The 12274-nt window shown below is 36.6% G+C and carries 14 protein-coding genes; 10 read left to right on the top strand and 4 right to left on the bottom strand.

The features are described 5' to 3' along the window. Positions 1-144: 144 nt before the first annotated feature. Positions 145-1686, bottom strand: coding sequence for an IS66 family transposase (gene tnpC, locus MW688_RS14865; protein ID WP_486736795.1), 1542 nt, complete (start codon positions 1684-1686; stop codon positions 145-147). Positions 1687-2003: 317 nt separating this feature from the next. Between tnpC and MW688_RS14860 the strand changes: the two genes are divergently transcribed. From MW688_RS14860 to MW688_RS14830, 7 genes are all read left to right on the top strand, one after another. Beyond that, on the top strand, positions 2004-2303 hold the full coding sequence (locus MW688_RS14860) for a hypothetical protein (protein WP_486736794.1): 300 nt from the start codon (positions 2004-2006) through the stop codon (positions 2301-2303). A 333-nt stretch (positions 2304-2636) separates the two neighbouring features. Further along, positions 2637-3902: a hypothetical protein gene (locus MW688_RS14855; RefSeq protein WP_486736793.1), complete on the top strand. Its 1266-nt coding sequence runs from the start codon at positions 2637-2639 to the stop codon at positions 3900-3902. Between the two features lie 123 nt (positions 3903-4025). Then, complete coding sequence (locus tag MW688_RS14850) at positions 4026-4604, top strand: hypothetical protein (protein WP_486736792.1); 579 nt, start codon at positions 4026-4028, stop codon at positions 4602-4604. Then, on the top strand, positions 4594-5325 hold the full coding sequence (locus MW688_RS14845; protein ID WP_486736791.1) for a pentapeptide repeat-containing protein: 732 nt from the start codon (positions 4594-4596) through the stop codon (positions 5323-5325). Before MW688_RS14850 ends, MW688_RS14845 begins: the two co-directional genes overlap by 11 nt. Positions 5326-5391: 66 nt before the next feature. After that, positions 5392-5844: a hypothetical protein gene (locus MW688_RS14840; protein WP_486736790.1), complete on the top strand. Its 453-nt coding sequence runs from the start codon at positions 5392-5394 to the stop codon at positions 5842-5844. Positions 5845-5920: 76 nt separating this feature from the next. Beyond that, a complete protein-coding gene (locus MW688_RS14835) occupies positions 5921-7675 on the top strand; it encodes a type IV secretory system conjugative DNA transfer family protein (protein ID WP_486736789.1) in 1755 nt (584 codons plus the stop codon). Between the two features lie 443 nt (positions 7676-8118). Further along, a complete protein-coding gene (locus tag MW688_RS14830; protein ID WP_486736788.1) occupies positions 8119-8739 on the top strand; it encodes a hypothetical protein in 621 nt (206 codons plus the stop codon). A gap of 319 nt (positions 8740-9058) precedes the next feature. On the opposite strand, the gene MW688_RS14825 is transcribed toward MW688_RS14830, so the two are convergent. From MW688_RS14825 to MW688_RS14815, 3 genes are all read right to left on the bottom strand, one after another. Beyond that, positions 9059-9229 carry a hypothetical protein gene (locus tag MW688_RS14825; RefSeq protein ID WP_486736787.1) on the bottom strand — a complete coding sequence of 57 codons (171 nt, stop codon included), beginning with the start codon at positions 9227-9229 and terminating at the stop codon, positions 9059-9061. Between the two features lie 84 nt (positions 9230-9313). Next, positions 9314-9457 (bottom strand): hypothetical protein, encoded by a 144-nt coding sequence (locus tag MW688_RS14820; RefSeq protein ID WP_486736201.1) that lies wholly within the window; start codon positions 9455-9457, stop codon positions 9314-9316. A 14-nt stretch (positions 9458-9471) separates the two neighbouring features. After that, positions 9472-10122, bottom strand: a complete 651-nt coding sequence (locus MW688_RS14815; protein WP_486736786.1) for a ParB/RepB/Spo0J family partition protein — start codon at positions 10120-10122, stop codon at positions 9472-9474. A 123-nt stretch (positions 10123-10245) separates the two neighbouring features. Here MW688_RS14815 and MW688_RS14810 point away from each other — a divergent pair, with 123 nt between their 5' ends. From MW688_RS14810 to MW688_RS14800, 3 genes are all read left to right on the top strand, one after another. Then, on the top strand, positions 10246-10464 hold the full coding sequence (locus tag MW688_RS14810) for a CopG family transcriptional regulator (RefSeq protein WP_486736785.1): 219 nt from the start codon (positions 10246-10248) through the stop codon (positions 10462-10464). Positions 10465-10986: 522 nt separating this feature from the next. After that, positions 10987-11577, top strand: coding sequence for a GUN4 domain-containing protein (locus MW688_RS14805; RefSeq protein WP_486736784.1), 591 nt, complete (start codon positions 10987-10989; stop codon positions 11575-11577). 455 nt (positions 11578-12032) lie between these two features. Continuing rightward, a partial coding sequence (locus MW688_RS14800; protein ID WP_486736783.1) for a hypothetical protein occupies positions 12033-12274 on the top strand: 242 nt, incomplete at its 3' end.

Here is a 12274-nt window from a genome sequence, read left to right as displayed (position 1 = left end):
GCTGGTAATTTACGCTTTTTTCCGACCTTACAGTATGGGTCGGTAAACTTTCTTGGTAAGCGTTCAGGGGGGTAGAAGAGCGATCGTAAGCATTCAAGAGGTGTAAAAAAGAAGAAAACAACCCCCTTCCATCAAGCCCTAAAATTAGGCAGTTTTTAAAAAGTCCTCTTCATCAGAACGAATATTAGTGGATGGAAGCAAAGAAGGAGCACTAGTACCACCGCGAGCAGCCACAACAGCTTGTGTCATAAACTCCAACACATTCCGTTTTTGGGACTTAAGGGTTGTCACTACAGTTAACATCCGAGCCACAAAATAACTACCTGCTTGGGTTTGAGAACCAAAACTGGTACGTCTCCAAATCACAGCTGGACGAATAGCTCTTTCTGCGGCATTATTAGTTGGTTCGACACCAGCAGTGTTGACAAATAACCACATCCCTGGTTCAACCTTGAGCAGTTGACGACAAGTCCGAACCGTTTTAGCCAAAGGTGTTTTTTCCTTTGTGCCGATGGAATAGCTATCAGCTTCTGTTAAAATTGCCTTGATTGATGAGCGAATCTCTACAACCAACTCGCCAAAATGTTCACGAGATAACGTTCCATCTCGGACTCGATGCCAAAGTTCAAACAACTTTTCTTGCTGTTTAACCAGTGCAGTTCCTAATTCTGCCGAGACCCCAGGGCGTTCTGATATTTTGATAAATTCTCGTTTCAAGTGCGCCCAACATAATTGCCGACGTTCCAGGTCTACCCAGTTGTAAGCACCATGTCGGTCAGAGTTTAGAATAGAACCAAAGTTCTCACCCAATAAATTCTTCGCCCCTTGACTGCAACGGGTTAGGGAAATTTCAAAAAATGTTACCAGCGGGGTTACAGCAACCCACAACCAAGCTTTTCTCTGGTTCGGATTACAACCATCAATATTTCCTTGATTAAAGCTGGTTTCATCCGCTCCGACAACCGGTGCCCTTTGGATATAAAGTTTGGCTTCATCTACAGAACTAGCCACAGCATTACTTGCTTCTAGTCTTAGTTTGTTGACGGTTCCCAAAGACATTGACACCCCAAACACCTCCTCCATGGCACTTTGTACTAGTCTTTGACTGTTACGATATACTCCGCTTAGCAGTGCTACCAATGCCACTACTCTGACTCCATAACCGCTGGGGTTCACATCCAACGGTAAGGAGGCACGAGTCTTGGTACCACAGGAGCTACAGGTTCGTTGATGCAAACGATGCTCAATTACTATAGGTTTAATTGGTGGAATTTCTACTATTTGGTGACGATAGGGGTTTGTGTCACATCCATTCAATGCCTCTCCACAACTAGGACATTTTTCAGGATAATGCTCTATTATGGAGCTACAATCTTCAATTGGGTATAACTTTCTACTAATTCCTTTATGACCTGGTTGACCACCTCTTTTTTTCTCGCTTTTCTTGACCCTCTGTTTTTTTTCAACTTCTGGTAGGTCACTCGATGGTGGTAATGATGAGTTTTTTGAGGTTTGATTAACTTTTTCTAATAATTGTTCTTGAACTGTCAGGACTTCTGTAAGCTTCTTTTCTTGTTCTTGTATTTGCTGCGCCATCTCCTCCACCAGTTTTTTAACACTGATTGGAGTTTTTCCCCAATCTTCTGGGGGTATCTGCTTTACATAATTGACCCGTTTTTCTTCCATGTCACTTAGTTTATCAGATTTTGATGTCTTTTTTTAGCGATCGCTCTTCTACTCCCCTTAACGCTTACTGATTTTTCTTGCTTGTGGTTTTCGACATTTATCAATATTCATCGATATTTGTCTACTTGTGAAAAGTCGAAAAAAGTACTCTATTAGGAATAGATATTTGTCTACTTTTATCGATTTTAAAATTGCTCTAAATAAATATAATAGCTAAACTTTAAATATAAGATTAAAGGAAATAAGTAAACAGACAAATAAGTTAAAAACTAATATTTTTTAGATAAACTTATTTTTTATAATTTTTGCTTCATATTATGGGATTAGATGACTTTGCTGACTATAGCGAATTTATCTTTTACCGGAAATTTGATTCACCTTTAATTCCTTTTATTAACATTCTCAAGGAGCTTTACACCATGCTAGATAATCATCTTATCAGAAGAATTAACCATCTTAATAAAGAGCTATCTACCGAGTTTCCTAACTACGAACAACAAATACAGAATCTCTGTAAGCAATTAGTCGAAATAGTCAAGACTCATCATATAAAATCTGAGCAAACTACTGAGGAATGGCTAGAAGAATGGCTCCTTACAGCAATCTGTTCTGATTAAAGCCAGCAAAAAAACCAGGCAAAAAAATAAAAAACAACCTTTCCGACCCTGGTTTTTTTACTAACTCTCCTAATAATAAAATAGGTCAAAACTATGAATCTAATCATAGTGTATAAGGCTTTTTTACTACTCTCAATAGCTCTCATTATTTGGCATATCAATGAAAAAAAACTACATATTTAAACAAACAGTGTACCTGTTTACTAAATTAAGCATCATTGTTTTTATCCTGTCATTTTCTTCAGATATGCTCAGAGTACTTGGCCTTATCATCATACTTGCTTTAATCCTCAATGATTCTTTCCCTTAACTTATATCTAGAAGTAAAAAATAATGACAAAGAAAAATAAACTCCAGGATTTTGTTCTATACCAGAAGCAAGAACATCCTAATCATGATTTCTCTCAAACAGAAACGAAAAATAAACTAAATGACTGCAAAATCTTACTATTCAAGCAATTTGTTGTAACAGGGAACGATTTATACGGCACCGCATTTGTTACACGGGAACTTGATTCAGATGCTAGACAGTTAGCGTCAACATTGACTGTGGCCAATATTATCAATGCCTTAACTGCCTACCCCTTGATTCTCATGTCTGTGAACAATTTACCCTATGGCTTAGGTTATGTCTTATCTGGAGGGTTAATGTTACTACTGTTAAATTTCTCCAACGTATCAGGCTCTACGGCGGCTACTGGCAGAAAGAATAGTAAAATTGCTCTCCTAGCACTCATTATCTTGAATATCGTTCAATCAGCCGTGGGTGGGGTGGGTACGAAAATCGTTTTAGAACCCGAAAATAATGCCAGTGACTTCGCAGAGCAATATATCAAGGAAAACATTATCAGTGTTAAAGATAAACAGTTAGAAGAGTATCAACATGACTCCTTAGCTCAATCATTAAAAGAGGATGAGGAAAGATGTAAGAGTTTGAATCACAAGTTAGAACCATTGCCGTTTAACCATCCTCAAAGAGGTCCACTCTATGCTGAAGCTTATGGACGCTACAGCGATGAAGCATTGCCCCTTGAACAGCGATCTTACCATAACTCACCTGAGAGTCAATGGCCCACATGCCCGAGGGCTAATTTTTTAGATCAACAACAACAAACACGTTTACAAAAAATACAAGATGAAATTAAACAAATAGAGGATGATGTCAGTAGCGTTGGTCCTAGAGACTATCTAGAAGAAAATCAACCTCATATCTATGCTCAAAAATTTGATCAAGAGGGACTACTTAAAAGTGGCATGGATGCAACATATATATCCATTCTTGTGTTTACTGAAGATTTGCTTTCAGGAAAGTGGCAAGGTCTAGGTCTTTCCTTCTATATGTTTCTTCTCTCTGCTATTACCTCAGTAGCTGCGGTATGGCTCACAGCTAACTATGCTAAAGATAATCAAGATTTACAAATGTCTTATAGCGAAGAAGTTGCAGAAGTGCGCGACCAATTCTTTCTTGATTTATTAAGGGAAGTTGACAACCATGACCCCATTATCTTACATAACAACCATAACAATAGCACAAATGGCCATCAATCAAAACCCTCTATTGATGTCAGCAATATCTTAGATACAACCGACCCAAATTAAGGTTAGCCCTTTTATCTGTGAGGGTGTGTACCAGCAACCACCCCCTCCTTCTTTCCCCCTCTGGTGTCTTTACTCGCAATAAAGCTCCTTGTACAACAACTAAACTATGAAGAGGATTTATCTATGCCCTTTAACTCTCCTCAGAATCAAACAGAGTTAAGACAAATTATTAGACATGCTCAAGCGCAAGCTAAACAAGGCAAGTGCTACTACCCTGAGTTAGTCAAACTCCTAAAGTATACCTTCAATAAAGGAGAAAACGTAAAGGTTACCCGACCAAATCCTGAGCAATGCTTTGAAAATGTCAAAGATTCTATTGTTCAAGCTTCGTCTACCATCGAAACCAGTGTGCAAGATTTATTGGTTAATCTTCATAACCAACAATCCTATTCAATGTTTGTGGCAGCAGGAAATTATCTCCTAGACATCTCCCGTCATTTGGGTCTGATGCCTAATACAACAATCTCAGAAGACAGTTTACAGACTCATAAAATCCTGAAAGATCTCAGTTACTTTGTGGCTTATTTGACCCATACAGAAATGGTCGAAAGCCCCCACCAACAAAAGCGTCTATTTCTCTATTTCTCTAAATTTCCTGAACAAGTACGAATACTTTCCTGTGCTCTGATTCAAAGAGCACAGCATCTATCCCAATTATCCATAACCCTATTACCTTTATTCAATGAAACTTATGAACAATAATCAACACTTGACATTCACAAAAATATGGAAGTATTGTGAAAACTTTTTCAATGGAGAAAAACTCACTCAGCTACAATTTGAAGAACAATACGAAAGCGGAAGACGTGATTTTAGTGGATGTCGTCTGGTTGGTGTAAATTTAAACTCTGAAATCATCAAGAAAATTCATTTAACTGGTGCCGATTTACGCAAAGCTACACTACCACATAATTGCCAAAACACCTCCCTCGCTAAAGCCAATCTCAGTCAAAAAAACTTGTCTGGTATCAACTTTAAAGGCGCCAATATGCCTGAAGCTAATCTTACTGGGGCTAATTTAGAAGATACCATCCTGGAAAATGCCAATTTATCCAAGTCTAATTGTTCACAGGCCAATTTCCAAAGAGGCAATCTCAGTAAGACGGCATTTCATCAAAGTAATCTAGAGGGATGCAATTTTCATAATGCCTGTCTGCAAGGTTGTAACTTGGCTCATGCCAAGCTCACCTCGGCGAACCTTTCTTGGGCTTTTTTAATAGATTGCAATTTGACTAAGTCAAACCTGACTGACTGTAACCTTATTGGGGCAGATTTACTCGGTAGCAACTGGCAAGATGCCCACAATTATGATTCTGTCAATATATGTCATGCCCGTCTGGTGGTAAGAACCACGATTTCTAAGGGCAAAGTCAAGAATTTAGCTCAACCAAAGAAACAGAAAAAAACTAAAGACAAAAAGTAACTCAATTTTTGCCTTTTTATTATCCCAAATCCGTTGTTAAAAAACAGAAAAAAAGGAGAAACTATTATGCCAGCAATTGAGCATCAAATAGAAGTCAAAATTTATGAACTGGAAAAAAAATCTAGAGAACACAATCAAAAAGCTCAAAACTATAAAACTATGGCAAAAAAAGCTGAAATTAGCCATCCGAAAGAAGCTAAACAAATTAAAGCAAAAGCGCAACTTGAATTGAAAGAAGCTCAGAAAAAAAAAGAAAAGGCAGAACTTTTAAAAAGTCAACTCAAACAAAGACAACAACATAAAAAAATGAGCAAAGAACAAGAAACTAAAAAAGAATATCAAAAAGCCAAGGAAATAACTCGTGAAGTTCAGAAAACAACACGTGAGAAAGATGGCACGTCTGAGCGAATACAAGGAGAGTTAGATGGACAGTCATCAAGAGTCGAAGAAGCTCGAAAAAAAGCTGAACAAGAAAAAACAGCACGTTTGATAGAACAGTTGAAAGAGCGAGAGCGTTAATTTTTTTAGTTAATAAAAAATTAATTTTTCGTTAGGTTAGGTAAACAGTTAATAAACAATAGGAAAAGGGGAAAACATGAATACTTCATCCGATATCTTTACACAGTCTCTTGAGTTTTCTTTGAAAATTTTAGTCATATTACTCAAGTTTTTGGTGAACATAATTACTAGATACCCATGGCAATGTATAGGAGGGTTTTTATTTGTAATTATTGCTGGAACTTTATCCCCGGAATTGTCCTCCGGTTGGCTTTTATTAATCTTTGGGGGTGGTTTTCTATTTTGTTTCCTTTTTCAAAGTAGGAAAGTTCCTCGTTTTGCGAATAAAACAAATACAACAACAATAGGTGGAGGACAAGCCACGTCAGAATGGCTCAGTGAACAAGAAATGGAATCTTGTGGATTATTGGAAACACAAGGACTTTTGTTAGGAAAGTTAAATAGCCAACCCAAAAAATCGTCCTTTAATTTTTTGTCTAGCAAAAAAAATCAATCACGACCAAATTTACTCAGATTTAATCAAGATTTTGATGGTTGTGAAGGAAATTTACTGACAGTTGCCCCCCCAGGTGCGGGTAAAGGAGTCGGAGTCGTCATTCCTAATTTATTAACTTATCCCGGCTCTGTAATCGTAACAGATCCTAAAGGTGAAAACTATGAAGTAACTAAATTTGCTCGTCAGCGTATGGGGCAACGGGTATTCTGTTTAGATCCTTTTGAGATTTGTACCGGAGAACATAGAGCTAAAATTAATCCCTTAGATATTCTAGATCCTGAGAGTGATGATTTAATTGATGAAGCTACAACCTTCGCTGATTCTCTTATTCTCAGAACAGGTGAATCGGGAAATGATAAATATTTTAATGATCAAGCTGTGAATATTTTGACTGGTTTTATTCTCTATGTTGTTTGTGAATCCCCAAAAGAATCAAGACATTTAGGTACAGTGAGAAATCTACTTACTGAACCTGCTGATGATTTTGCCATAACCTTAAATATGATGGAAAGTTCTCCCTATGCTAATGGCATCATATCAAAAAGAGCTTCTATGTTTAAAAAATTACCAGAAAACACAGCAGAAACTGTTATTTCAACAGTTACAACTAATACTGATTTTTTAGACTCTCCCAAAGTAGTTAAATCTTTATCTGAAAGTAGCTTTGATATTATGGATCTCAAAAAAACAGGCGATCTTTCTATTTATCTAGTTTTACCTACTAAAAGACTTAAAGCCTATTCTCGGTTACTTCGACTTTGGATTAGTACTGCATTGTGTTCGATTTTAACAGTTCAAGGAAAACCCAGAGATAGAGTTTTATTTCTATTAGATGAAATGGCACAACTAGGAAGAATGGATTCTTTGAAAGATGCTGTGCCAATAGTAAGGGGTTATGGTGCGACTATTTGGACAATTCTTCAAGATTTATCTCAAATTAAAGCTCTTTATCCAAATGATGAATGGCAACCTTTTGTTTCTAGTAGTACTGTCCAACAATATTTTGGCGTAGCTGATTTAGATACGGCTAAATATGTATCGGAAAAACTCGGAAAGCGAGAGATTCAAGTCATATCTGAAAATAAGGGAACAAGCAGAACTCATGATTTTAATGGACAAGATTCTAGTAATGAAGGAACAACAATAGTGACTCAAGTAAGGCAACTATTACAACCAGATGAAGTTATGAGAATGAATCGAGATGACCAAATTATCTTTATTAAAGGTGAACCTCCCATCATGAGCCAAAAAATTAAATATTTTCAAGAACCTGAATTTCAAGGAATATTTAGTTCTAATCCTCAACATGAAACAACTTTTTTAGATAAAAAATAAATGGTGTTGCTGAATTAGGCGCAAATCTAGGAATTGGGGAAAATCGGCATAGCCTTTCTCGGACTTATAAAGCACAGTAACAGCGATCGCACTTATTTGAAGAGCGATCGTTGTTGCTACTCATCCTTCGCTTATTTGAAATAAAAGTTTTGTTAAAAACATGTCTTTCCTATGGCGGAAATGGAGTAATCGAGAAATCTTGCCGACAAGTATGAATAGACACAATGGGTAGTCTTATTAAAACTTGTTGAAGAGAGAATTTCGCCTCGTGCATTTAAATTTTAACTCAACCTCATCAAAAACCCGCTACCAGTTCTACGTGTTTAAGCTTTTTCAAACATCATAAAAACTTCTCTATTCAATTTTACCACCCTAGAAAAAAAAAGATTCATGTAAAATGGAATTTTATCGTTAGGTTCTGTAGTTTAAAAATGTAATAATAAATGAAACAGAGTGAAGGAAGGACAACTTCTATTATTTCTTTGATATTAGGTTTGATTGGTGGCTCGGCTGGAGCTGCTATAATCACTTTTTTCTCTAATAGTTCGATTGAAGAGCAAAAATTCACGTATTCGCTTATTCAACAAGCTCAGGAAACCGAAGATCCTAGAAAACGATTGGATAGACTAGAATTAATGAATGAATTGGGATTGTTTGACGGCAATTCTGATTTGAGAGCTAAAGTCATCTCAAAAATCAAACAAGCCCAAGAAAACCCAGAAATTTTACCTCAACTACCTGCTACTACATCTAATACTTTAACTCCTCAAGCAACACAAGGCTCCGCAATTGTGATTGGAAGTGACTCAAGTTATGAAGCTGCTCTTGATGAAGTCCAAAGAGCAGCAGATAATGGTTATTCCAACGCAGAAATATACTTACGTCAAGATAAATGGAGAACAGTCATACCTTTTGATAATAAACAGGCTGCTGATGCTGCACTACCTATTGTAAGAGCTTTTTCTTTCAATAAGGATGCCTTCAAAATTGATTTAGATATCTGGTGCTCTTCACCAACACAATCTGGAGATAACATTAAACCCTTTATGGAATGTAAAGAATAAAGGGTATTGTCGAAACTGTCGGGACTGAGAACAAGTTTTTTGTCTGTACCGAGATTTCTGGTATACTAAACTCAAGTACTGATTTCCCCTATAGCTTTAAAACAATGGATTGTCCTCACTGTTCTTCAACTAATACTGTTTCTCTTAAACGTACTACCACCCTCGGCTATTCCATACATCGTTGTCGAGACTGTTGTAGAACTTTCAATGAGCGGACAGCAATTTCATTCAACGTCATCGAAGTTACCTCAGACATTTTGTTTGAGGTACTTTTCTGTAGATGCCTTGACAAAATGAGTTACTAAGATTAAATTGTCAATTATGATCTTGTCTCAATGGCGATCGCGTCTGGCCATAATAAGTAAAAATTAGTAACTATTGCTACCAATTGGCATTGTATTTGAGCAGAAAACGATTGTAACCAATCAGCAAATTCTAACCACCCATCTTCATGAATGATTTTGATGACTGTTTCAATTACACATTCCACATCAAGTTCCAGAAACTGTGCTAGAAGCTCATCTGACTCTCTCTCTAAATTTTTAGTTTTCCTATAATTAGTCGTTAGAACTTATTAATTATTATTAAGGTTATGTACAAGTTGAAAGATGATATCTGGATGAGTTGAGGCGATCGCTTTTATGGCGGCTTTAACCTGAGAAGAACTCATGTGTTCAACGTTACTCAAAAATGCAATCAAGATTTCATCAGTAGTCACTTTTATTGTCCTATTTAGGTTTTCTTCTGAGGTTTCCCAATATTAGTGGTGTTCATGGTTGCTATAGTTCCGTGCTTAGTTCGATAATTCCGCAGATTTTCATTCGTTGACTCTTGTTCTTCACTGCGGAAGTCCGCAGTTAAAGATGAGGAATTGTCACTGCGGATTTTTGGCGTTTGAGTCGAGTTTGTTGTGTCACTGCGGATATCCGCAGTTAATTCGTTACGGATATTCCGCACTGTTTTCTCATTAACTCGACATACTCTAGCTATTTCACGGTTACTCCAACTATGCCATTCGGGATCATTGAGCAAAGTTAAAACAGCTTTACGTTTATCGGCACGGGCTCTAGGTAAAGCTGGTTTATGGTCAGCGTTAGCCCCAACAGAATATAGTATCGCTTCACGTCTTGTTCCGTGATAAATAATAGCTCTAATCGTGGGTTCTTCCTGATTTCGATAGGCATTCCAACGATGAAAACCATCAGCTAACCAGTAATCATTTCCATCAAAGAATACAACCACAGGCTCTATTTCTTGACCATCTTCGATTTGTTCTTCTAAGCGTTTGATATGTTGTCTATCTATTTTTGCTCTGGGTTGAGTACCACCATCTCTGCGGATTTCTTCAAGATCTAGGTGGATGATTTCAGTTGTCGGTTCCATCGTCAATGCCAACTAATTCTAATGACATTATAGCGCAGTACGACACTAACAGGCTTAAGGAGCATGTCTTTGGCCTTGAGCCTTGTATAATAAAAAATAAGTGAGTACTAAGTAAGAAAAACAATGCCAAGACCAGGGGGAAATCCAGATTTTGGGACAAAGTATCGTTTTAATTATGGGCGTGAAAAGCCCTTATCAGCCCAAGTTAAAGCTCAAGTTTTACCAGAAACAAAACAACAATTACAAGATTTAGCAGACGAACAAAAATGTACTGTCCCTGATATTATTCGGGCTGCTATAGATGAATATTTAGAAAAAAAGAAAGAAGAAGTAGAGTTTTAATCTCAAACAATGCTGCTAAACTTGCTGATAAAGTCAAAAACTGCTCAAAGGGAGCTTTTTCTCTGGGTAAGTGCAAGTCGTCCGATAGAGAACCTGTTTCCGAATTAGAGGAATTGAATGCCTGGTTGTCAGATCCTATACTGAGAGAAGAAGTGATGCCACGTGTTATGAATAGTAGTCAATATACTCTTGAGTATGATGAGTATGGTCAACCTTTTCGTGTAGTTGAAATGGAGAAATAGTTAAGGATGGTAACAGTTCAATTAGCTAGTATAAAAGTACCAAGTGTTGTTGAAGTAACTATTAAAATTTAATGTCACTAAAATAGATGATTAATGCTTATTTTTTCCTAATTAATGAGCCCAAAATTCATTGATTATTCCCACAGATTTACTTCAATTACTCACTTAGGTAAGAGGGGAAAGAAAATGATTTGCCGTATTAATAAAAGTATGTTAAATTTATGAATAAGTTGAAAGATAATCGTAAATTTTATCATTGATTGAAGGGAAAATAGCCAAAATGAATTCAGGAAAAAAAAGTGATAGCTCTTTCTACATCTTTAACCGAGTAATACATAAAGATCCCGAGATAGAAGAAATACATTCAAACAAGCAACTAAAAGAGAAAGATGTCAAAAATATTCATAGTGCGGAAGAAAAACTAATCATTCCAAAAGGTGAAAGAGGTATAGACTATACTAAATTAAACAAGTTACTGGCACAAAGTCTCTGGAAGGAGGCAGATAGAGAAAGACGTGAATTAATTCTTCTTATAAGTGACATTGACAAAGAATCAGGAGATTATTTATATTATAATAGTGCTCTTAATTTTCCTCTCTCAGAATTGAAAATAATGGACCAATTATGGTTAAAATATAGTGAGGGTCATTTCGGTTTTTCTGTGCAAAAGCAAATTTGGATTGAATGCGGTGGAACTCCCGGGGAATATGACACGGATGTAGATGAAAAGTTTCGAGAGCGTATAGGTTGGAAAAAAGGAGACCATTGGTTGTCCTACAATGAAATAAATTGTTATACAAAAAGACCAAAAGGATATCTCCCTTGGGGTTTTAGTTCTTTCTCTCTTTACGCTTCGATACGGCTAGATTAGTGTTACTCCCTCTTGACCGCAGTATTGCTTTGTGGCGGTAGTGATGGTATTCATAAAATTACGCGACTTTATCGAAACAACGGTTGAAGAGCGATCGCCCTGACGAAGTGACAGGATGGCTAAAAAGCTTGTGGAGATTGGTGGTTTTTGGCGATCGCTCCTGATTGAGACAAAACAATAATGGGGTGTAGAATTTGCTTTCTGCTAGTTTTCTGAATGGAGGGCTAAAAACAGTTGAAAAATATCTACTCATTACTGCTAAAACTTGCTCATTTGATTAGCTAAATAGCAATAATGAGTAATTTTTAGTCGGTGACAATTAGGGACAAAGGGATAATTGAGACATAATTACTGTGTTTTCCCCTTGATTATAAGTCGTTTAGTGCGCTATTAGAGAAAATATAGACCAATTATTGTTTAGCAATGATATAATCTTAGTACTTAAGTGGTTGTTGATGATGGTGATAAAAAAATCTAATACCCTAAGTTATGTCAAAGGATTGCCAACACCAATAAACGAGTTAAATGCTTTGGGCTTTACTAGTTTTGAGATGTTTTTAACAGCTTATGAGCCTATTTATAGAGAAGCAGTTTGTGAAACAGTAAATCATTTAATAAATTGTCTAGGTTATTATTGTCCCATCTTTAAGAAATGGTTAAATAAAGTAAAGTTTGACCAATCAAAATGGAACAGTTA

It is taken from the genome of Johannesbaptistia floridana (assembly GCF_057440575.1).
This window is presented reverse-complemented; position numbering and strand designations above follow the sequence as displayed.